Annotated in this window: 19 protein-coding genes and 4 tRNA genes; 19 read left to right on the top strand and 4 right to left on the bottom strand. The window is 39.3% G+C overall.

What is annotated here, in order from left to right; genetic code table 11:
- Positions 1 to 149 precede the first annotated feature (149 nt).
- The 6 genes from ubiA (at position 150) to hslU (ending at position 7,960) form a co-directional block, all read left to right on the top strand.
- Positions 150 to 1,016 (top strand): 4-hydroxybenzoate octaprenyltransferase, encoded by an 867-nt coding sequence (gene ubiA / locus CKV78_RS08030; protein WP_032855421.1) that lies wholly within the window; start codon positions 150 to 152, stop codon positions 1,014 to 1,016.
- A gap of 42 nt (positions 1,017 to 1,058) precedes the next feature.
- Positions 1,059 to 1,184 (top strand): hypothetical protein, encoded by a 126-nt coding sequence (locus CKV78_RS10680; protein WP_005763712.1) that lies wholly within the window; start codon positions 1,059 to 1,061, stop codon positions 1,182 to 1,184.
- Positions 1,181 to 3,046 carry a site-specific DNA-methyltransferase gene (locus CKV78_RS08035; protein WP_005763714.1) on the top strand — a complete coding sequence of 622 codons (1,866 nt, stop codon included), beginning with the start codon at positions 1,181 to 1,183 and terminating at the stop codon, positions 3,044 to 3,046. The genes CKV78_RS10680 and CKV78_RS08035 overlap by 4 nt, the downstream gene beginning before the upstream one ends.
- A 1-nt stretch (position 3,047) precedes the next feature.
- Positions 3,048 to 5,972: a type III restriction-modification system endonuclease gene (locus tag CKV78_RS08040; RefSeq protein ID WP_005763717.1), complete on the top strand. Its 2,925-nt coding sequence runs from the start codon at positions 3,048 to 3,050 to the stop codon at positions 5,970 to 5,972.
- A gap of 110 nt (positions 5,973 to 6,082) precedes the next feature.
- On the top strand, positions 6,083 to 6,613 hold the full coding sequence (hslV, locus tag CKV78_RS08045; RefSeq protein ID WP_005763719.1) for an ATP-dependent protease subunit HslV: 531 nt from the start codon (positions 6,083 to 6,085) through the stop codon (positions 6,611 to 6,613).
- A 15-nt stretch (positions 6,614 to 6,628) separates the two neighbouring features.
- Entirely contained in the window at positions 6,629 to 7,960 is a 1,332-nt protein-coding gene (hslU, locus tag CKV78_RS08050; RefSeq protein ID WP_005763722.1) for an HslU--HslV peptidase ATPase subunit, read from the top strand.
- Positions 7,961 to 8,038: 78 nt separating this feature from the next.
- Here the strand turns inward: hslU and coaA are convergent, their stop codons facing one another.
- Complete coding sequence (gene coaA, locus CKV78_RS08055; RefSeq protein WP_005763725.1) at positions 8,039 to 8,989, bottom strand: type I pantothenate kinase; 951 nt, start codon at positions 8,987 to 8,989, stop codon at positions 8,039 to 8,041.
- A 220-nt stretch (positions 8,990 to 9,209) separates the two neighbouring features.
- Here coaA and CKV78_RS08060 point away from each other — a divergent pair.
- From CKV78_RS08060 to CKV78_RS08090, 7 genes are all read left to right on the top strand, one after another.
- Positions 9,210 to 9,285 (top strand) — tRNA-Thr (locus tag CKV78_RS08060).
- Positions 9,286 to 9,313: 28 nt separating this feature from the next.
- A tRNA-Tyr gene (locus CKV78_RS08065) sits at positions 9,314 to 9,398 on the top strand.
- A 43-nt stretch (positions 9,399 to 9,441) separates the two neighbouring features.
- Positions 9,442 to 9,516 (top strand) — tRNA-Gly (locus tag CKV78_RS08070).
- A gap of 3 nt (positions 9,517 to 9,519) precedes the next feature.
- Positions 9,520 to 9,595, top strand: a tRNA-Thr gene (locus CKV78_RS08075).
- A 103-nt stretch (positions 9,596 to 9,698) separates the two neighbouring features.
- The gene (tuf, locus tag CKV78_RS08080; RefSeq protein WP_095075298.1) at positions 9,699 to 10,883 is read left to right on the top strand and encodes an elongation factor Tu; all 1,185 of its coding nucleotides are present in this window, start codon (positions 9,699 to 9,701) and stop codon (positions 10,881 to 10,883) included.
- Between the two features lie 266 nt (positions 10,884 to 11,149).
- Complete coding sequence (asd, locus tag CKV78_RS08085; protein ID WP_005763727.1) at positions 11,150 to 12,259, top strand: aspartate-semialdehyde dehydrogenase; 1,110 nt, start codon at positions 11,150 to 11,152, stop codon at positions 12,257 to 12,259.
- A gap of 158 nt (positions 12,260 to 12,417) precedes the next feature.
- Entirely contained in the window at positions 12,418 to 13,371 is a 954-nt protein-coding gene (locus CKV78_RS08090) for an alpha/beta fold hydrolase (RefSeq protein WP_032855423.1), read from the top strand.
- On the opposite strand, the gene crcB is transcribed toward CKV78_RS08090, so the two are convergent.
- On the bottom strand, positions 13,349 to 13,732 hold the full coding sequence (gene crcB / locus CKV78_RS08095) for a fluoride efflux transporter CrcB (protein ID WP_005763730.1): 384 nt from the start codon (positions 13,730 to 13,732) through the stop codon (positions 13,349 to 13,351). The two genes, CKV78_RS08090 and crcB, sit on opposite strands and share 23 nt — an antisense overlap.
- Before the next feature lie 5 nt (positions 13,733 to 13,737).
- A complete protein-coding gene (locus CKV78_RS08100; protein WP_005763733.1) occupies positions 13,738 to 14,556 on the bottom strand; it encodes a Cof-type HAD-IIB family hydrolase in 819 nt (272 codons plus the stop codon).
- Positions 14,557 to 14,932: 376 nt separating this feature from the next.
- On the opposite strand from CKV78_RS08100, the gene ilvG reads away from it, so the two are divergent.
- The 6 genes from ilvG (at position 14,933) to ilvA (ending at position 21,943) form a co-directional block, all read left to right on the top strand.
- Positions 14,933 to 16,582, top strand: a complete 1,650-nt coding sequence (ilvG, locus tag CKV78_RS08105; protein ID WP_005763736.1) for an acetolactate synthase 2 catalytic subunit — start codon at positions 14,933 to 14,935, stop codon at positions 16,580 to 16,582.
- A gap of 38 nt (positions 16,583 to 16,620) precedes the next feature.
- Entirely contained in the window at positions 16,621 to 16,845 is a 225-nt protein-coding gene (gene ilvM / locus CKV78_RS08110) for an acetolactate synthase 2 small subunit (protein ID WP_005763738.1), read from the top strand.
- An 18-nt stretch (positions 16,846 to 16,863) separates the two neighbouring features.
- Complete coding sequence (locus CKV78_RS08115) at positions 16,864 to 17,484, top strand: hypothetical protein (protein ID WP_005763740.1); 621 nt, start codon at positions 16,864 to 16,866, stop codon at positions 17,482 to 17,484.
- An 18-nt stretch (positions 17,485 to 17,502) separates the two neighbouring features.
- Positions 17,503 to 18,162, top strand: coding sequence for a hypothetical protein (locus CKV78_RS08120; protein ID WP_032855428.1), 660 nt, complete (start codon positions 17,503 to 17,505; stop codon positions 18,160 to 18,162).
- Positions 18,163 to 18,240: 78 nt separating this feature from the next.
- Positions 18,241 to 20,076, top strand: coding sequence for a dihydroxy-acid dehydratase (gene ilvD, locus CKV78_RS08125; RefSeq protein WP_005763743.1), 1,836 nt, complete (start codon positions 18,241 to 18,243; stop codon positions 20,074 to 20,076).
- Positions 20,077 to 20,401: 325 nt separating this feature from the next.
- Complete coding sequence (ilvA, locus tag CKV78_RS08130) at positions 20,402 to 21,943, top strand: threonine ammonia-lyase, biosynthetic (RefSeq protein ID WP_005763746.1); 1,542 nt, start codon at positions 20,402 to 20,404, stop codon at positions 21,941 to 21,943.
- A 50-nt stretch (positions 21,944 to 21,993) separates the two neighbouring features.
- Here the strand turns inward: ilvA and CKV78_RS08135 are convergent, their stop codons facing one another.
- Positions 21,994 to 22,629 (bottom strand): hypothetical protein, encoded by a 636-nt coding sequence (locus CKV78_RS08135; protein ID WP_032855431.1) that lies wholly within the window; start codon positions 22,627 to 22,629, stop codon positions 21,994 to 21,996.
- Between the last annotated feature and the right edge of the window lie 142 nt (positions 22,630 to 22,771).

A 22,771-nucleotide genomic window follows, 5' to 3' on the forward strand; every position in this document is an offset into this window, starting at 1 on the left:
AGTCACAGATTTGTGATTTAGTGATTTGATTTATCAGAAAAATACAAGAAAATAAACATTCAGTAGACTAAACGCTCTTATGATTTTGTAAGGAAATTTTGCAAAATTTGAAGTAAAATAACCGCACTTTTAACTAAATTATGAGAATTATGCCAATTTCTAAACAAAAATGGATTGCTTATGCACAGTTAATGCGATTTGATAAGCCGATTGGGACATTGCTATTACTTTGGCCTACACTTTGGGCATTATTTTTATCTGTGAAAGGTATTCCTAATTTGGCGGTGTTAACCATTTTTGTTTTAGGTGTCATTGTTATGCGTGCGGCGGGTTGCGTCATTAATGATTATGCTGATCGCCATATTGATGGTTCAGTAAAACGTACTTCTCAACGTCCTTTAGCCACTGGAGCAGCAGCCCCGAAAGAGGCCAAATGGCTATTTGCAATCCTAATTTTTTGCTCGTTTATTTTAGTACTATTTCTCAATACTTATGCCATTGCATTGTCATTTATTGCAGCCTTTTTAGCCTTTATTTATCCGTTCATGAAACGCTACACCCATTTACCTCAACTATTTTTAGGTATGGCATTTGGTTGGTCCATTCCAATGGCTTATGGTGCATCAATCGAAGCATTACCGCTGGAATGTTGGCTCTTATTTTTAGCCAATTTAGCGTGGACAGTAGCCTACGATACTCAATATGCAATGGTCGATCGCGATGATGATTTACGCATTGGCGTCAAATCCACCGCCATTTTATTTGCCCAATATGACAATAAAATTATCTCATTATTACAAATCATCACCCTGTGTTTTTTAGGCACCATTGGCTACCTTTCACAACTGCACATCAGTTATTTTGCTGTGCTATTTATCGCCACCTTATTTTTCGTTTACCAATGCAAACTCATCAAAGACCGAGAACGAGAATCCTGCTTTAAAGCCTTTTTAAACAACAACTACTTCGGGGCAATGGTGTTTATTGCGTTTTTGTGCGGGATATTTTTCGACTAAATATCATTGATGACTTGACAAATTTTAAAGGAAATCTGAACAATGAATAAACGCAACGCAACGCAACGCAACGCAACGCAACGCAACGCAACGCAACGCAACGCAACGCAACGCAACGCAACGCAACGCAATAATTATTTTCTAAATGTGTTGGGAGTGCAACTATGACGCTCCCAATTCAACATTTATTTTCTGAACAAACAGAAAACCCATCCATTACCTTACTCAAACAACTCTTTCCCCAATGCTTTGATAAAAACGGGGCATTTTTGCCTGAAAAAATGGCGGAGTTGATGCCGTCCGCAGGCGTGGATGTGAGCCGTGAGGCATATTCGCTCAATTGGTTGGGGAAATCCTATGCTCGCTATTTACGAGATTGCAACCCGACCACCTTATTAAACGAAGATCAGCCACACAACAGTCAACCGCAAAACCAACACAGCCAAAACTTGCTGATTAAAGGCGATAATTTAGAGGTGTTGAAGCACTTAAAAAATGCCTATGCCAACAAGGTTAAAATGATTTATATCGATCCGCCTTATAACACAGGCTCAGACGGCTTTGTGTATCAAGACGACCGTAAATTTACCCCTGAACAGCTTGCCAAACTTGCCAATATGCCGATTGATGAAGCCAAGCGAGTATTGGATTTTACCGCAAAAAAATCCAATTCCCACAGTGCGTGGCTAACGTTTATGTATCCACGTTTGTATATTGCTCGTGAATTATTAAAAGAAGACGGCGTGATTTTTATTTCCATTGATGATAATGAACAAGCACAGTTGAAATTGTTGTGTGATGAAGTGTTTGGGGAGGAGAATTTTGTTGCTGGGTTTATTTGGAACAATAAATATACAGTATCAAATGATACAGATGTCTCATATCAACATGAACATATTTTTTGCTACGCGAAAGATAAGGCTAATTTTTCATTAAATTTATTAGAAAGAACCGCAAAGCAAAATAAGGATTATAAAAATAGAGATAATGACCCTAAAGGTGCTTGGAAAGCTACACCAATTCATGCAAGAAGTGGAACAGATAGCGGTATTTACACAATTGTTTTTCCCAACGGCATTGAATGGACTGCCCCGACAGGGCGTTATCCTAGATACTCAAAAGCAAAACTACAAGAATTATATGATGAAGGAGCTTTGTATTTTAATAAAAATGGGGGAGTTGATAAAAAAACTTATTTAAGTGAAGTGCGAGATGGTATTACCTGTGGAACTGTTTGGAGTTATGAAGATGTTGGTCATTCACACGGAAACAATGAAGAATTAGCAGATTTATTAGGAAAAGGAATTTTTAACGACCCTAAGGGTATAATGTTAATTGAAAAATTATTAAAACTATCAACCAGTGCAAATAATAAGGATATTGTTTTAGATTTTTTTGCAGGTTCAGGTACAACCGCCCATGCTGTATTTAATGCTAATAAATTTGATGGAAATCGTAAATTTATTTTAGTTCAGCTTGATGAACCCCCTAAAAAAGAAGCCTATAAAGCAGGTTACCAAACCATTTTTGACATCACCAAAGCCCGTATTGAAAAAAGTGCGGTCAAAATTCAACAAGATTTTCCCGATTATCAAGGGGATTTAGGCTGTAAAATTTTTGAAATGGTGCCTAATTTCCGTCTTGCTCAAGAGGATGAAAATCTCAGCCCACAAATGGCATTGCCAGATAGCCTAAATGCCAATTTAAGTGAAGAACAGTATCACACCTTGCTCACCACTTGGCGTGTGTTTGATGGCAATGCTTTAACCGATTCCGTGCAAGCGGTGAAATTGGGCGATTATCTTGCCAATTTGTGTGGTCACACCCTGTATTTTATTCAAGCAGGATTTGACAGCCTTGCCATTAAAGCCTTGATTGAAAAATTGGATAAGGACAAGGCATTTTTACCTGAACGCATTGTGTTGTTTGGAGCCAATGTGGAAAGTGCCAAACAAAAAGAGCTCAAACAAGCCCTTGATAGCTACACAAACCGCAAAAAACTCAATATTGCGTTATTGGTGAGGTATTGATATGGCAGGTTTTCATTATGAAAAAGGCTTGCCGCATCAAATGGCAGCGGTGCAAGCGGTGTTGAGTACATTTAATTATTGTGTGCCAAAAAAGAATGAACGGGGGGAAAATCCCACTATTTCCGTTTCAGCTTGGGTAGAAAATATCCGCCAACTTCAACATCAAAATGGCATTGAAACCGCCCTTGCCGATGGGAGCAATGTGTTGGATATTGCGATGGAAACGGGCACAGGCAAAACTTACACCTACACCCAAACGATGTTTGAAATGCACAAACAATTGGGCGTGTATAAATTTGTGATTGCAGTGCCGACCTTATCCATTAAAGCAGGCACGGAGCAATTTTTAAAAAGTGAGGCGTTGAAAAAACATTTCCGTTTGGATTTTGAAGGCGAATACGGCGATGCAGAAATTGAGTTGTATGTGGTGCAGAGCCAAAAAAGTAAAAAAGGCAGTAAAAATCAGTCAATGCCCACGGAAATTGTGCGTTTTGTGCAAGCTGATAATGCCAAGAAAATCCACGTGTTGTTGCTCAATATGGGGATGATCAACAGCAAAACGATGAAAGGGGAAGATACGGGCAATGATGGCAGTGTGTTACTCAAAGATTTATACCACAAACCCTTTGAAGCCATTGCCTCCGTAAAACCGATTTTGATTATTGATGAACCGCACCGTTTTAAAGATGATAATAAAACTTGGCAAAGTTTAATGGCATTGGCTCCGCAGTTTGTGTTGCGTTATGGGGCGACATTTGACGATAGATTTCGTAATTTGATTTATCGTCTCACAGCCATTGATGCCTTTAATCAAGATTTGGTGAAAGGGGTGAAAGCCTTTGTTCAAGAAGTGCAAGGCGATGAAAAAGCCAAGGTGCGATTTGTGGAAAGTGATGGCAAATCCGCTACATTTGAGCTATCGGGAAGCAAAACGCCTTTTGTGTTAAATGTGGGCGAGAGTTTGGAAAAAGTCCATTCTCATATTCACGATCTGTATTTGGATAAATTGAACAAATCCACCGCCGTGTTAAGCAACGGATTAGAATTGAAAAAAGGCGACAGTTTCAATCCCTATTCGTATGCCAATCCTGTGTTCGATAAAATGTTGCGAGAGGCGGTGCGTGAGCATTTTAAAAATGAAAAAGTGCTATTAAATCGCCCTGATAAAATTAAACCCTTAACCTTGTTTTTTATTGATGATATTGCGGGTTATCGTGAAGGCGATAAACTGGCTGGCAGCTTAAAACGGCGTTTTGAAATTTGTGTGAAAGAAGAAGCAGAAAAAGCATTACAAACGGCGGAACCTGATTCTGCTTTTTATCATTCTTTGAAAACGGTATTAACAGATATTTCTGCCACCCACGGAGGCTATTTTTCGAAAGATAATTCTTCCGATGATGAGAAAATCGCCCAAGAAATTAGCGAGATTTTACACGACAAAGAAACTCTTTTGTCTTTAGCTAACCCACGCCGTTTTATTTTTTCTAAATGGACATTGCGAGAAGGTTGGGATAACCCGAATGTGTTTGGCATTTGTAAATTGCGTTCCAGCGGCAGTGAAACCAGTAAATTGCAAGAAGTGGGGCGTGGTTTGCGTTTGCCAGTGAATGAATTTATGGCACGAGTAAAAGACGGCAATTTTATGCTGAATTATTTTGTGGATAGCAGTGAAACAGATTTTGTGAAAAAACTGACCGATGAAATCAATCAAAGTGCGGTGAAAGAACAAGTGTTTACGGCGTTGAATGATGAATTATTCCAGCAAATTCAAGCCTGTTATCCGAACGAAACGAAAAAATCCATTCGCAATGCCTTGTCTGATTTAACCGATGATGATGACAATTTCATTGGTGATGGTTTTAATCAAGCGAAACAACGCTATCCAAATGCTTTCAACACGGCTGAAAAATTAAAAAATGGCAAAATTACCCAATCAGGCAAGGATCGCAGCAAAGTCAAAATGCGTGTCGGCAAATATGACGAACTCAAAGCCTTATGGGAAACCATCAATCAAAAAGCGATTTTGCAATATCAACTTAATGAGGAACAGTGCCTGCAATTGTTATTGGCTTATTTACAAGAAAATAAAAGTCGTCTTACCCAAACAGGGATTAAAACGAAAGTGAGCCAAATTAAGGTAATTAATCATCAATTGGTGGCGACAGAGCAGTCTAGCCTTGTTGATGATAACGTTGAAGCGATTGTTACGATGAATTATCGTGATTTTTTGGAAAAATTGGCTCAAAAGTCTTTTATTCAAATGACAACCTTGCACAGTGCTTTTCACCAACTACGTGATGAAATCCCAATTGAGCGGTTTATGAATGAATACACCATTGCGACAATTTGCAAGGGGTTTAATCGTTATTTATTACATCACTCCTTTAGTGAATTTCAGGTGGGATACACAAAAGTGGGAGGACGGGTTCATCCCACGAAATTTACCGATGCACAAGGCAAACCCTTGGCAGAAGTAAATTCAGTAGATTTAGGTGTGCAAAGTGATAATGCGACACCACTAGATAGCTTTCTGTTTGACAGTCTGTTTTTTGACAGCGATCTTGAGCGACAAAACATCACAGACACACACATCCCAGAAGTGACGGTTTTCACTAAAATTCCAAAAAATTCCATTAAAATTCCTGTCGCAGGCGGTGAAACCTATTCTCCTGACTTTGCCTATATCGTTAAAACCGATCAAGGCGAAACCCTGAATTTAGTGGTGGAAAGTAAGGGAGTGGAAGACCAAGAGGATTTGCGTAGCAGTGAACTGCAAAAAATTCAACACGCCGAGCATTGGTTTCAAAGCTTGAGTGGGCAGTTGAAGGTAAAATTTGAAACCCAGTTTAAAGCACAGCAGATCAAAGACATTATCTTAAAACAGCTTCAGAGAAGTGAAAAAAGATGCCAAGAGACAAGTTGTTAAAAATTAAGCCGTTTAGTCAAATAAACGGCTTTTCTTTCTCTTTTCCCTTGAACTTTCCCATTTCATCGCCATATAGAGCCTTATGATTTTGCAATAACAAAGGATACGAAATGACAACGATTGTAAGTGTTCGCCGTAATGGTCAAGTTGTGGTCGGCGGTGATGGTCAGGTTTCATTAGGCAATACCGTGATGAAAGGCAATGCCCGTAAAGTTCGCCGTTTATACAACGGCAAAGTGTTAGCCGGCTTTGCGGGGGGCACGGCTGATGCCTTTACATTATTTGAATTATTTGAGCGTAAGTTGGAAATGCATCAAGGGCATTTGTTAAAAAGTGCGGTGGAATTAGCGAAAGATTGGCGTACCGACCGTGCTTTACGCAAACTTGAAGCGATGTTGATTGTGGCTGATGAGAAAGAAAGTTTAATTATCACAGGGATTGGTGATGTGGTACAGCCAGAAGCAGATCAGATTTTGGCGATTGGCTCAGGCGGTAATTTTGCGTTATCTGCAGCTCGTGCATTAGTGGAGAATACTGATCTGTCTGCCCGTGAAATCGTGGAAAAATCGTTAAAAATTGCGGGTGATATTTGTGTTTACACCAACACCAATTTTACTATTGAAGAATTACCTAATAATTAGGTCATAGGAGTAAAAATGTCTGAAATGACCCCTAGAGAAATTGTTTCTGAATTAGACCAACACATTATTGGTCAAGCAGATGCGAAAAGAGCGGTAGCGATTGCATTAAGAAATCGTTGGAGAAGAATGCAATTACAAGAACCACTTCGTCATGAAGTAACCCCAAAAAATATATTAATGATTGGTCCGACAGGTGTAGGTAAAACCGAGATTGCACGCCGCTTAGCAAAACTCGCCAATGCTCCTTTTATTAAAGTAGAAGCGACAAAATTTACCGAAGTGGGCTATGTGGGTAAAGAAGTGGACTCAATTGTTCGTGATTTGACGGACAGTGCAATGAAGTTAGTGCGTCAAACTGAAATCGAAAAGAATCGTTTCCGTGCAGAAGAAGCTGCTGAAGATCGTATTTTAGATGCCTTATTACCGCCAGCAAAAAATCAATGGGGACAAGTTGAAGCCTCTGATAACAATAGCAGCACCCGCCAAGTCTTCCGTAAAAAATTGCGCGAAGGTCAGTTAGACGATAAAGAAATCGAAGTTGATGTCGCAGGTGTGTCAATGGGTGTCGAGATCATGGCACCGCCGGGTATGGAAGAAATGACGAACCAATTGCAGTCAATGTTCCAAAATCTTTCAAGTGGGCAAACCAAAAAACGCAAAATGAAAATCAAAGATGCGTTAAAAACCTTGATTGATGATGAAGCAGCGAAACTGATTAATCCAGAAGAGCTTAAACAAAAAGCGATTGATGCTGTCGAGCAAAACGGGATTGTATTCATTGATGAGATCGACAAAATCTGTAAAAAAGGTGAATACAGCGGTGCCGATGTATCACGTGAAGGTGTACAACGTGACTTACTTCCATTAGTGGAAGGCACAACAGTGAGCACCAAACATGGTATGGTGAAAACCGATCATATTTTGTTTATTGCTTCTGGGGCATTCCAAGTGGCACGTCCGTCAGATTTAATTCCTGAATTACAAGGTCGTTTGCCAATTCGAGTGGAATTATCAGCCTTAAGTGCGGTGGATTTTGAACGAATTTTAACTGAGCCAAATGCATCATTGACGGAGCAGTATAAAGCGTTAATGGCAACTGAAGGTGTCAACATTGCGTTTACTGAAGGAGCGATTAAGAAAATTGCGGAGGCTGCATTCCGTGTGAATGAAAAAACGGAAAATATCGGTGCACGTCGTTTACATACTGTCATGGAGCGTTTAATGGATAAAATTTCCTTTAACGCAAGTGAAATGAACGGACAAATTGTCACTATCGATGATGCTTATGTGATTGAAGCATTAGGCGATGTTGTAGAAAACGAAGATCTTAGTCGCTTCATTTTATAATTTTCTAGAAAATAAACCGCACTTTAGCTTCAACCTCAAAGTGCGGTGTGTTTTTTGTTAATTTTTACTAAAAGAAGATTATTTACGCAACTTCACTAATTCTACAGCGTGATTTGCCCCTTTCGTTAAGATTAAATTCGCCCGTTCTCTAGTCGGTAAAATATTTTCGCGTAAATTTAAGCCATTAATATCATCCCAAATACGGCTTGCGGTACTCACAGCCTCTTCTTCAGACAAGCTCGCATAGTGTTTGAAATAGGAATCGGGATCACTAAATGCACTTTGACGGAATTTTAAAAAACGGTTGATATACCATTTTTTTAATAAATTTTCGTCAGCATCCACATAAATAGAAAAGTCCACAAAGTCAGATACGAAGGTTTGCGTTGAGCGGTCGCCTGTTTGTAATACATTCAAACCTTCTAAAATCAAAATATCTGGCTGTTCAACGACATCAAATTGATCTGGCACAATATCGTAAATTAAATGTGAGTAAACTGGAGCCTTCACATTTGGTTTGCCCGATTTAATGTCAGCTAAAAAACGCACTAAACGCAATGTATCATAAGAAACAGGAAAGCCTTTTTTGTGCAATAAATTCTCTTTTTGTAACTTCTCTAAAGGATATAAGAAACCGTCAGTCGTAATTAAATCTACTTTTCGCACTTCAGGCCATTGTGATAGTAAAGATTGCAAAATACGTGCTGAAGTACTTTTTCCAACAGCAACACTACCAGCAATACTGATAATGTAAGGTACTTTGTCTGGATTTACACCTAAAAAGCGGTTCATCACTTGCTGACGCTGAATATGTTCTTCAATGTAATAATTGATTAAACGCACTAATGGTAAATAAATGGTACGCACTTCATCTAAAGAAAGCTCTTCATTAATACCAAGTAGCGGTTTGAGATCCTGCTCCGTAAGGGTTAGAGGTACCGACTTTCTCAATTCTGCCCATTGTTGGCGGTTAAAAGATAAAAAAGGTGTAAGTTGATTAGCTAAAAAAGTTGAATTTGTTTGTTCCACAATACGTTTAACTTATGTAAATGACAGTTAATTGAATATAAAATATACCCTATAAAATGATAAAATCGCATAATTTTTTTAGAAAAGTGCTAATTTTATGATAAAAAACAGCCTTTTTGTTTGATAATTAAACGAATAAATAAAAAAAATCATTTTTTTCAAAAAAACACTTGTCAGCGGTAAAAATTTCCCTATAATACGCCTCACTTGCTTACGAGATGCCGACTTAGCTCAGTAGGTAGAGCAACTGACTTGTAATCAGTAGGTCACCAGTTCGATTCCGGTAGTCGGCACCATTCTTCTCAGCAAGTGCTCATTTAACGCGGAGGGATTCCCGAGCGGCCAAAGGGAGCAGACTGTAAATCTGCCGGCTCAGCCTTCGAAGGTTCGAATCCTTCTCCCTCCACCATTTTTAAATGAATCGTTCTGATGGGTCAGATGAATTTAGGACTGCGGGCATCGTATAATGGCTATTACCTCAGCCTTCCAAGCTGATGATGCGGGTTCGATTCCCGCTGCCCGCTCCAAACGCTGATATAGCTCAGTTGGTAGAGCGCACCCTTGGTAAGGGTGAGGTCGGCGGTTCAAATCCGCCTATCAGCACCAGTCTTAAACTTCCTATCTGTCCTTTATTAACAATAAATTATTAATTTTGGTTAATGTGGTATATTGAACCATCCATAACCGTGTTTGTTTAGAGGGACTCTCAATGTCTAAAGAAAAATTTGAACGTACAAAACCGCACGTAAACGTGGGTACAATCGGCCACGTTGACCATGGTAAAACAACTTTAACAGCAGCAATTACAACTGTATTAGCAAAACACTACGGTGGTGCTGCTCGTGCATTCGACCAAATCGATAATGCACCAGAAGAAAAAGCACGTGGTATCACCATCAACACTTCACACGTTGAGTATGATACAGAAACTCGTCACTATGCACACGTTGACTGTCCAGGACACGCAGACTATGTGAAAAATATGATCACTGGTGCGGCACAAATGGACGGCGCTATCTTAGTAGTAGCAGCAACAGATGGTCCAATGCCACAAACTCGTGAGCACATCCTTTTAGGTCGCCAAGTAGGTGTACCTTACATCATCGTATTCTTAAACAAATGTGACATGGTAGATGATGAAGAATTATTAGAATTAGTTGAAATGGAAGTGCGTGAGCTTCTTTCTCAATATGATTTCCCGGGTGATGATACACCAATCGTACGTGGTTCAGCGTTACAAGCATTAAACGGCGTACCAGAGTGGGAAGAAAAAATTCTTGAGTTAGCAGGTCACTTAGATTCTTATATCCCAGAGCCAGAGCGTGCGATTGACAAGCCATTCTTATTACCAATCGAAGACGTATTCTCAATTTCTGGTCGTGGTACAGTAGTAACTGGTCGTGTAGAGCGTGGTATTATCCGTACTGGTGAAGAGGTTGAAATTGTTGGTATTAAAGAAACAACAAAAACAACTGTAACAGGTGTTGAGATGTTCCGTAAATTATTAGACGAAGGTCGTGCGGGTGAAAACGTAGGTGCGTTATTACGTGGTACTAAACGTGAAGAAATCGAACGTGGTCAAGTACTTGCTAAACCAGGTTCAATCACACCACACACAGACTTCGAATCAGAAGTTTACGTATTATCAAAAGAAGAAGGTGGTCGTCACACTCCATTCTTCAAAGGTTACCGTCCACAGTTCTATTTCCGTACAACTGACGTGACAGGTACAATTGAATTACCAGAAGGCGTAGAGATGGTAATGCCAGGTGATAACATCAAGATGACTGTAAGCTTGATTCACCCAATTGCGATGGATGAAGGTTTACGCTTTGCGATTCGTGAAGGTGGTCGTACAGTAGGTGCGGGTGTTGTTGCTAAAATTATCAAATAATTTGGTATAACTTGCTGAAAAAGGCGTATCTAAAGGTACGCCTTTTTTGTTACTTACTCATTTTTTCATCATAATTTTTCACATCACAAATATTAAAATTTTGTTAAAAAATAAACAAAAATCCTTTTTTATTAAATAAAAACTATTCTATCATCGAATTTCCTTCTTTTTTCACCAAAATAACTTGCTTTTCTTTGAGTGTTCTTGTAATTAATTAGCTTTATTCAAACACAATATCATTCACTTTTTAATATAAGGAAAATTTTATGCAAAACGTTGGGTTTATCGGTTGGCGTGGAATGGTAGGATCCGTATTAATGGATCGTATGCAAGAAGAAAATGACTTTGAAAACATTAATCCTGTGTTTTTTACGACTTCACAAGCAGGCCAACAAGCACCCTCTTTTGGAGGGAAAAACGCTGGTGATCTGAAAGATGCATTTGATATATCAGAACTACAAAAATTAGATATTATCGTGACTTGCCAAGGTGGTGATTATACCAACGATGTGTATCCAAAATTACGTGCTGCGGGTTGGACTGGTTATTGGATTGATGCTGCCTCTGCGCTTCGTATGGAAAAAGATGCTATTATCGTGCTTGACCCTGTGAACCAAAATGTAATCAGTGAAGGCTTAAAAAGCGGTATTAAAACCTATGTTGGTGGTAACTGTACTGTGAGCTTAATGTTAATGGCATTAGGTGGTTTGTTTGAACGTGATTTAGTGGAATGGGTATCTGTGGCAACTTACCAAGCAGCAAGTGGTGCAGGTGCGAAAAATATGCGTGAATTGCTAGTGCAAATGGGTCAACTTGAAGATAGTGTAAAGACAGATCTTGAAAACCCAGCATCATCAATTTTAGACATTGAGCGTAGAGTAACAGCCAAAATGCGTGGCGATTTACCTATCGATAACTTTGGTGCGCCATTAGCTGGTAGCTTAATTCCTTGGATCGACAAACTTTGGGAAGATGGGCAAACTAAAGAAGAATGGAAAGGTTATGCTGAAACTAACAAAATTCTTGGCTTAGATGACACCCCTATTCCAGTTGACGGCTTATGTGTACGTATTGGTGCCTTACGTTGCCACAGCCAAGCCTTCACTATCAAAATGAAAAAAGATTTACCATTAGAAGAAATCGAGCAAATTCTTGCGAGCCACAACGAATGGGTAAAAGTCATTCCAAATGATAAAGAAACTACTTTACGAGAGCTTACACCGACTAAAGTCACTGGCACGCTTTCTGTACCCGTGGGTCGTTTACGTAAACTCAAAATGGGGCCTGAATATTTAGCTGCATTCACTGTTGGTGATCAATTATTATGGGGTGCAGCAGAGCCACTTCGTCGTATCTTAAAACAATTAGTAGCTTAATCTTTAAACTTTAGCTCATCACAAAAGTGCGGTCAATTTTAAAAAATTTTTAAATTTACCGCACTTTTACCTCTAATCAACTGTCAGATACAATCTACTCTGTCCCTCTCACCTTTTATGCTACACTAGTCCAGATGTTTCAAAAATTGGACTATATTATGATGCGTGAACCTCACTTTACTCACTTTGCTTTAGCTGAATTATATCCTTTTGCCGCACAATTCCCGTTGCAAGATGTGAGGGGGCAAAAGAATGTGCGCATTACTTATCGTCATTTTGTGCAAGACACTCCTGAAGAACGTCGTTTAATTATTCTCGTTAATGGACGTGCAGAAAACCTATTAAAATGGACCGAACTCGCCTATGATTTTTATCAGCAAGGCTACGATGTTTTAGTGTTTGATCACCGTGGACAAGGTTATTCACAACGTTTATTGAAAGATCACGAGAAAGGCTACATTGATGAGTTCCGTTTTTATGTAGACGATATGGCGATTTTATTAGAAAAAGTCACCGCAGGTTATGGTTACAAAAGCCAACACATTCTAGCACATTCTTTGGGTGCGCTAATTAGCACTTATTATCTTGCTAATTACGATCATCACATACAAAGTGCAGCCTTATCAGCACCATTTTATGGCATTCCAATGAAACATTCTTTGCGTGATGAATTAGTGATTAATTTGATGATGTTATTTGGGCAAGGCTCACGTTATGTGTTTGGCAAAGGGGAATATAAGCCAGCGGATTTAGATAAAAATGATTTGAGTAACTGTCGTACAAGAATGCGCTGGATGAATCGCATCAATCGCCGTCACCCTCACATTCATTTAGGTGGGCCGACTTTCCGTTGGGTCCATTTATGTTTCAATGCGATTAAAAAGCTACCAAGCATTTTGCCACGTATTGAAATCCCTGTACTGATTTTACAATCAGAAAAGGAAAAAATTGTAGATAACAAAAACTTGGAAAAACTGACCGCACTTTTACCACAAGGCAAGCTAGTGCAAATTACGCATAGTAAACACGAAATTTTATTTGAACGAGATCCAATTCGTGATGAAGCACTTGCGCACATCAATCAATTTTTTACTGACAACTGCGCCAAATAAACACGCCTAACGCTGAACATAACAAGCTACCAAACAAATGCAATGAGGCAATTCCAACAGCCTCAAGCCATTTATTTTGGATAAAATTCTCAATGACTTCCGCAGAAAATGTAGAAAATGTCGTTAAACTGCCGAGAAAGCCTGTGACTAAAAATAACCGCCATTCTGCTGAAATTTGTGGGAACTGCCAGAACATTGCAATTAACAGGCCAATAATAAAACAGCCCACATAATTAGCGATGAGCGTGCCGAAAGACAAGAAAGCGAAAAGCGGATTGAACAATAAACCCAATCCCCAACGAGAACAAGCGCCCAGTGCAGCGCCTAGGCTGATTAATAGAAGATTTTGCCACAGGCTCATATCAGTTATACAATACCAAAAGTAGCTCGAATATAACTTGCAACGGCTTCGTGAGAGTTGACACCAATCACATCTAATTGTGGACAGGCTAATTTCAAACGAGGGTCAGCATTACCCATCACACAACCCTTGCCTACACCACTTAACATATCTACATCGTTCATTCCATCACCAAAGGCTAAACAATGTTGCATATCATAATCACGATGAGAAAGTACTTGTTGGAGTGCGTTCGCTTTGGACACATTTTTATTCATCACTTCTAAACATTGCGTAGTAGAATAAGTCATACTCACCATGTCGCCGTAATTGTTTTTCAAATATTGCTCAATTGGCACAAGATCTTGTGCTTCACGACCAATAAAAAACACTTTTTCTGTTTCGCGTCCGTGGTGTTGAGAGAAATCCACCACTTCATACATAAAACCAGAATCTTTGTGAAATTTACGTAATTGTGGCACATCAATATTAATGAACCAATCATCTCCTTGATAGGAATTCACACACACACGTGAGTGATCGAAATCAATATTCATTATATCTAAGGCTAAATTTTCAGGTAAATAATTACTCACTAAAAGATTGCCTTGTAAATCCTGTGCCCTTGCACCATTAGAGGTAATCATAACTGCTTTCTTAATATTCACTTTTTTGAAAATTGGGATTAAATCTGTGTGGTTACGCCCAGTTGCAAGCATAATATCCACACCTTTCTCCGCCAATTTCTCTAATGTATTGATGGTAAATTCACCAATCATATGATTCGAATTTAAAAGCGTACCATCTAAATCTGACACAATGGCTCGAAAAGGAAACTGCTGCATAATAATATCCTGTAACAAAAAATAGCATTTATAATATCACAATCACCTACCTACCACGAGGTGGTGTGCTAAAAGTCATCTAGCAAAATACAAACAATTTTATATTTTTTACAATTTTGCAAAAAAATTATTTGCTATGAAAAAAAAATATGATATGAATATAAAGCATACATAACAGCATACTAAACTATTTGGAATTAAAATGATGGCATTACGCCCTGTGATTAGCATTATTATTAACCTCGTAGTAATTCTTATTACTACGGGGCGAGTGCATAATGTTTGATTAACAGCAAACCAAATAGATCAAATATAGCCCTCGTCTAGCAAAAAAGACGAGGGTTTTTTTATACTTAAAACAACTTAAGGTGGGAAAATGAACGGGGCAAGATTAGTCACAGAAAGTTTAAAAGCACAGGGAGTAAATACCGTTTTTGGTTATCCAGGCGGGGCAATCATGCCTGTATACGATGCACTTTATGATGCCGGTATCGAGCACTTATTATGTCGTAACGAACAAGGCGCAGCGATGGCGGCTATTGGTTACGCTCGCTCAAGTGGTGCTGTCGGCGTATGTATTGCAACATCAGGTCCTGGTGCTGCAAACTTAATCACGGGCTTAGGTGATGCCTTAATGGACTCTATTCCGGTGGTCGCAATCACAGGTCAAGTTGCCTCGCCATTAATTGGTACAGATGCCTTTCAAGAGGCAGATGTATTGGGTTTATCTTTAGCTTGTACCAAACACAGCTTCTTAGTTCAAAGCATCGAGGAATTACCAGAAATCATTGCAAAAGCCTTCCAAATCGCTGCAAGTGGTCGTCCTGGTCCTGTGTTAGTCGATATTCCAAAAGATATTCAAATTGCTCCAACAAACTTGTTACCCATGACATTTCCTGTGGAAAAACCAGTTGCACTTCCAGCAGACAGCCTTGCGCAAGCGCTTGAGTTAGTTAAACAAGCAAAACGTCCTGTAATGTATGTTGGTGGTGGTGTTGGAATGGCACGTGCGGTACCTGCATTGCGTGATTTCTTAGAAGTGACTCAAATGCCGAGCGTTTCCACCTTAAAAGGCTTAGGCACAATTCACCCAGACAATCCATATTATATGGGAATGATTGGTATGCACGGCACCAAAGCTGCTAACTATGCAGTGCAAGAATGTGACTTATTAATTGCATTTGGTGCACGCTTTGATGATCGAGTGACCGGCAAATTAGATACCTTTGCTCCGCACGCAAAAGTGATCCATGCAGACATTGATATTGCAGAAATTGGCAAATTACGTCATCCTGATGTAGCTTTGCGTGGTGATTTAACTGAAGCATTCAACGCATTAGCAACACCATTGAATATCAGCGACTGGCAAACACGTGTTAAACAACTCAAACAAGAACACGATTTTTGCTATGGCGTAAATGGCGGCGATACCTTTATTAACCCACTTTGGCTACTTAACTCGTTATCAAAGAAGAAGTCACAAAGTGCAGTAGTAACAACCGATGTTGGTCAGCACCAAATGTGGTCAGCACAACACGTTCAACATTACGCACCTGAAAATTACATCACTTCTGCAGGCTACGGCACAATGGGCTTTGGTTTACCTGCGGCAATCGGTGCGAAAAAAGCACGCCCGAATGACGATGTCATTTTGATCACAGGTGACGGCTCAATAATGATGAATATTCAAGAGTTGGGCACTTTTAAGCGAGGTAAAACACCAGTCAAAATCGTGTTATTAGACAACCAACGCTTGGGCATGGTTCGTCAATGGCAAGAGCTTTTCTTCAATGCGAGATTCAGTAACACGATTCTAGATGATAACCCAGACTTCGTGATGTTAGCAGCGGCTTTCGGTATTCAAAGTGAACGAATTACCAAAGGCGAAGAGGTTGAGGGTGCATTAGATCGTTTACTTGCGAGTAAAGAAGCTTATTTCTTACACGTTTGCATTTCTTCCAACGAGAACGTATGGCCTCTCGTGCCACCAAATGCGTGCAATTTGGATATGTTAGAAAATATGTAAAAGTGCGGTCAGTTTTTTGGAAATTTTAAGGAAATTATATGCAAACCTATCAATTTACACTCGAAGTAAAGCAACGCCCTGAAACACTTGAGCGTGTATTACGTGTTATCCGTCACCGCGGTTTTTACGTTGTCTCAATGAATATGACTTCAATCGAAGATGAGGCAAGAATCGATTTTACAGTAAAAAGTGACCGCACTTTAAACTTGCTTACCAATCAATTAGTTAAGGTATATGATGTGAAGGATATTCATCTCTCATAATCAACAAGGAGTTGTGCAATGAATTTCGTCAAAAAACTAATAATTAGTGCGTTTGCTGTTGCAGCAAGTAGCTGTTTCAATACTTATGATGCATCCGTTAACGCAAAAACAGAGTCGATTTATGCTTTTATACTGTCTGATAACGCCATTCATGTTTTGGGCGAACACTATGATTACCAAGTTAGTGCTCACAAAACCGAAAATGCGAAAAGACTGATTCAGCTATTGCATTCTCCTTACTATCCATCAATTAACAAAATTGATCTTAGAGAAATCAAAAAAAATGTAAAAAGTAATCGTGCAAAAACCTGTTTAGACATCGACTTCGAACCAACAAAATTTACTGAAGTACAGCAGAAAGATTTACGTGACAATTATCAAGTCAGAGTTGCACCAAAACGTGTTTATTACAGCACGTGTCTTGAGAACATTGCTTTAGTAAAAGTGGGAAATAGAGAACAACTTTTAGCGAAAAACAAATTCTCACCACCACTGAAAACTCGCCTTGTGGAGTATAAAGAAGATACACATTACGATTCGCAAGCCACAAAAATGGGTGTTGCTGTCGCCGTCTTTACCCCAATTTATATTGCAGGTGCAATTGTTGCATTACCTTTTACATTATTTACTCAAGACTAAATGGGGAAAATAGATAGTATGTGGTACAAAAAAATTTGGCTAATCGTCGGCTGCTTGTTATTAAATGCTTGTTGCTTTAGTGGAAGTTGCTTACCACCAGAAATACAAGTAACTCAGCAGCAAAATGGTGTGATTCATTCTATCGTCAAGCGAGATAACCAAGTTTATTTTTCCACTAGCCGGGGTAATTATGTTTCAGACAATACTTTGGATTATGATGAAGTTAACGAATTAGAAAAAGCGATTTATCTTGAAGATTCATTAGTGGTAACAGAGCAAAATGAGCCAAACTATCAAACCATCACTCATATCATCTACTTTGATGCAATGAAAACAGGGAAAGCTATTCAAATGGATGAATTTGGACGTAAAACCCTTATTATGAATGCACAAAAGCCATGGACTCACTTATCTGTATGGACTTATCAAGATTTTACTGATGATATAGATAACCAAAAACCAAGGATACGTTTTTTACACGAGTTAACTGACATTGCAATCTCTCGAGCGGAGCAAAAAATACGTTTAGATAAGCAGAGACCAAAACTTATCGCACTTAAAATTGTGCATTATCAAGCCAAAAGGCAAGACTCAACGAATCAACGAACATTAATAAAACAGGATAAAAATTTCCCAATTCCAACATCATTTATTGATTGGAAATTAGTTAAAAAATAATTTATTTATGGATCTGGTGGGTCAATTTTTCTTATATAAATTTCCACCGAAATTACAAACACAATACTTGGAGAGATTATGCCTAAATTGCGTTCAGCAACTAGTACTCAAGGTCGTAACATGGCTGGGGCACGAGCCTTATGGCGTGCTACAGGAATGAAAGAAAATGACTTTGGCAAACCAATCATTGCTGTTGTTAACTCTTTTACTCAATTCGTGCCAGGTCACGTCCATTTAAAAGATATGGGACAACTTGTTGCACGTGAAATTGAAAAAGCAGGCGGCGTGGCAAAAGAATTTAATACGATTGCAGTTGATGATGGTATTGCAATGGGGCATGGAGGAATGCTTTATTCTTTACCGTCTAGGGATTTGATTGCAGACAGTGTGGAATATATGGTGAATGCCCATTGCGCTGATGCGATGGTGTGTATTTCTAACTGCGATAAAATCACACCGGGGATGTTAATGGCAGCCTTACGCTTAAATATTCCTGTGGTGTTTGTGTCTGGTGGTCCAATGGAAGCAGGCAAAACCAAACTTTCGGATAAAATCATTAAGCTAGATTTAGTTGATGCAATGATCCAAGGTGCAAACCCAAATGTTTCTGATGAGGAAAGCGCACAGATAGAACGTTCTGCTTGCCCAACTTGTGGATCTTGTTCTGGTATGTTTACCGCAAACTCAATGAATTGCTTAACTGAAGCATTAGGCTTAAGTTTACCAGGCAATGGCTCCTGCCTTGCTACTCACGCGGACCGTAAACAGCTTTTCTTAGATGCTGGCAAACAAATCGTTGAATTGTGCAGACTTTATTATGAACAAGATGATGATAGCGTTTTACCACGCTCGATTGCCAACAAAAAAGCTTTTGAAAACGCAATGAGCTTAGATATTGCAATGGGTGGTTCTACTAACACCGTATTACACTTGTTAGCAGCAGCACAAGAGGCAGAAGTGGACTTCACCATGGCAGATATTGATCGGTTGTCTCGAAAGGTGCCTTGTTTAAGTAAAGTTGCTCCAAATACGCAAAAATACCATATGGAAGATGTACACCGTGCAGGTGGTATTATGGCAATTTTAGGTGAGTTAGATCGAGCTAACTTGTTACACAATGACACGCGTACTGTCTTAGGATTAAGTCTTGCCGAGCAATTAGCACACTATGACATCAAACTCACGCAAGATGAAAAGGTACACACATTCTTCCGTGCAGGCCCTGCTGGGATACGTACCACAGAAGCTTTTTCACAAGATTGCCGTTGGGATACTGTCGATGATGATCGTGAAAACGGCTGCATCCGAAGTAAAGCATTTGCATATAGCCAAGATGGTGGCTTAGCAATGCTCTCTGGTAACCTCGCACAAGACGGTTGTATTGTCAAAACTGCTGGCGTTGATGAGTCAATTTTAAAATTTACAGGCAAAGCTATTGTTTTCGAAAGCCAAGAAGATGCTGTTGCAGGCATTTTAGGAGGCAAAGTCCAAGCTGGGCACGTGGTAGTTATTCGTTACGAAGGACCTAAAGGCGGGCCAGGTATGCAAGAAATGCTCTACCCAACTAGCTATCTAAAATCGATGGGATTAGGTAAAGCCTGTGCATTATTGACAGACGGACGCTTCTCTGGCGGTACATCGGGCTTATCTATCGGCCACGTTTCCCCAGAAGCTGCTGCGGGAGGCGTCATAGGTTTAGTCAAAGACGGCGATACCATTGAAATCGACATTCCAAACCGCTCCATTCAATTATGCGTTTTGGAAGAAGAACTTACACAACGTCGCATAGTACAAGACAAACTTGGCTGGCAACCTGCAAATCGCCAACGCGAAGTCTCCTTCGCCTTAAAAGTCTATGGTCATTTTGCTACATCCGCAGACAAAGGCGCAGTAAGAGATAAAAGCAAAATTTAAAATCGCCATCTTATAAAAGGAAATAGAAGTATTCAAAGTGCGGTACATTTTTCAGAAATTTTAATTTGTCTCTAAATGAGCATAACGTACTCTTTTCCCCTTATTTTTCGCCGTAGCGGTTTGCGTTAACTTTTGAGAACAACTTTCAGTGTTTAAACTTGCCAAACAAGCCAGTTTTGAAAGTTGGCTCCAAAAGTGAACAATAATCGAAAGGAGAAGAAAAATTAAGGGGCTGTTTCTTTTGGTTACTTTGCTTTACATCAATAAAAAAAGTAACTCGTCCTCAGGCGAAAAACTAAAATAATGAAATAAACGGATATAATTTATGGTCAATAACTTAGCCTCAAACCAACCTACAGGCTCCGAATACCTAAAAGCGGTGCTCAGCTCAAAAGTATACGAAGTGGCACAAGTCACACCTCTACAAGAAATGCCAAAACTGTCTGAACGCTTAGGCAACAAAATCTTTATCAAACGTGAAGACCGCCAACCTGTGCATAGTTTCAAACTACGTGGTGCTTATGCCATGATTGCAGGCTTAGACGAGGAGCAAAAACGTGCAGGGGTTATCGCAGCATCTGCGGGCAACCATGCGCAAGGCGTTGCACTTTCAGCCAAACACCTCAACTTACATGCACTCATCGTGATGCCACAAAATACACCGAGCATCAAAGTGGAAGCTGTGCGTGGCTTCGGAGGAGAAGTATTATTGTACGGTGCGAATTTTGACGAAGCAAAAGCGAAGGCGATTGAGCTATCTGAAAGTAAAAATATGACCTTTATTCCACCATTTGACCACCCTGCTGTAATCGCAGGTCAAGGTTCATTAGCAATGGAACTACTCCAACAAAACACTCAAATCGACCGCATCTTTGTGCCTGTCGGTGGTGGTGGGCTAATAGCTGGCATTGCGGTATTAATTAAACAATTAATGCCAGAAATTAAAGTAATCGGTGTTGAATCTAAAGACTCTGCGTGTTTATATCATGCGTTAAAAGCAGGCAAGCCTGTTGATTTAGACCGTGTTGGCTTATTTGCAGATGGTGTGGCAGTGAAACGTATTGGAGACGAAACGTTCCGTGTTTGCCAACAATATATTGATGATGTCGTGCTCGTTGATGGCGATGAAATTTGTGCAGCAGTGAAAGATATTTTTGAGAATGTACGTGCTATTGCTGAACCCTCTGGTGCACTGTCATTAGCTGGATTAAAAAAATATGTGAAAGAACATAACATTCAAGGTGAAACGCTAGTTAATGTGCTTTCAGGAGCAAACTTGAACTTCCATACCTTGCGCTATGTATCCGAGCGTTGCGAAATTGGCGAACAACACGAAGCCTTACTTGCGGTAACCATCCCAGAAAAACCAGGCAGCTTCTTAAAATTCTGTCATATTTTAGGCGCTGTGCCTGTAACAGAGTTTAAATACCGTTATGCTGATGATGCTCAAGCGTGCATCTTTGTGGGTGTTCGTATCAGCGGTGAAGAAGAGAAAAATAGCATTATCAACCAACTACAACATAATGGCTATGACCTAATCGACTTATCTAATGATGATATTGCGAAAACTCACGTGCGTTATATGATCGGAGGTCGCTCAAACAGCCATTTTAAAGAGCGTTTATATAGTTTCGAGTTCCCTGAGCAAAAGGGCGCATTATTGAAATTCCTTGAAACGCTTGGGCAAACGCATTGGAATATTTCGTTGTTCCACTACCGTGCACATGGAGCGGACTACGGCAATGTCCTCGCGGGCTTCCAATTAAATGATGGCGATCTTGAAGCGTTCAACCAACATTTAGAAAAACTCGGCTACGTTTACCAAGATGTCACCGAAAGCCCTGCATATCGTTATTTTTTAGTCTAAACCAATAAAAAAGTGCGGTGATTTTTACCGCACTTTTTATTTATCACAACTTATTTCACAAAATCACTAAAGGTCAATTCGTAATTATCGCCATCGCGATTGTAAGAAATAAAGCGTGGGAATTTTTCACCTGCAAATTTTTTCACCACAATATCTTTATCGCCAGTTTTAAATTGGTAAGTAATTTGTGTCATATCTTGCTTATTGTATTTGACGATATTTTCACTTCTTTTTACAAATACATTATGCATTGGATACAATTTCTTGCCGTTAGTAATTTGGAAATTTATTGGTAATTTATCGTAATAACTTAGCTGAAATGCCATTGTAAATAAGTCAAACGTTGGTAATTCTAACGCAGCTTTCGTTAAGCCACTTTTGACTTTTCCATATTCAATCGAATCACCTTGAATTTTTGAGATAGCATAAGCTTTACCATTGCGGACATCTTTGTAGTCCACCATATTGAACTGCTTTGCCCCTTGAGTGCCTTTTGACAAAAACTCGATGTTATAAAGTGGCACGTTGATTTTAGCATCAACGGAATATTTGGCTCCATCCGCTTTAAAATGCACATACGCCGGCATTAGATAATTTGAGCTGTATTTAATATTAAAATCTGCATTTGCCCATACATTTGAGACATACAATAACACTGAACAACATAAAATTTTTAAAAACTTCACCACACTTTCCTCTAGTTTCAATCAGTTAAAAAGCAGAGTCTCTCTATAAATAGAGATAATCAAATTTGTATTGGCTTTGACAACAATACATCACAATAATTCTCATATAAATATTACTAATATACGTATCATATAAGAAATA

Origin of the sequence: Pasteurella dagmatis (assembly GCF_900186835.1) — a bacterium.
GTDB lineage: Bacteria > Pseudomonadota > Gammaproteobacteria > Enterobacterales > Pasteurellaceae > Pasteurella > Pasteurella dagmatis.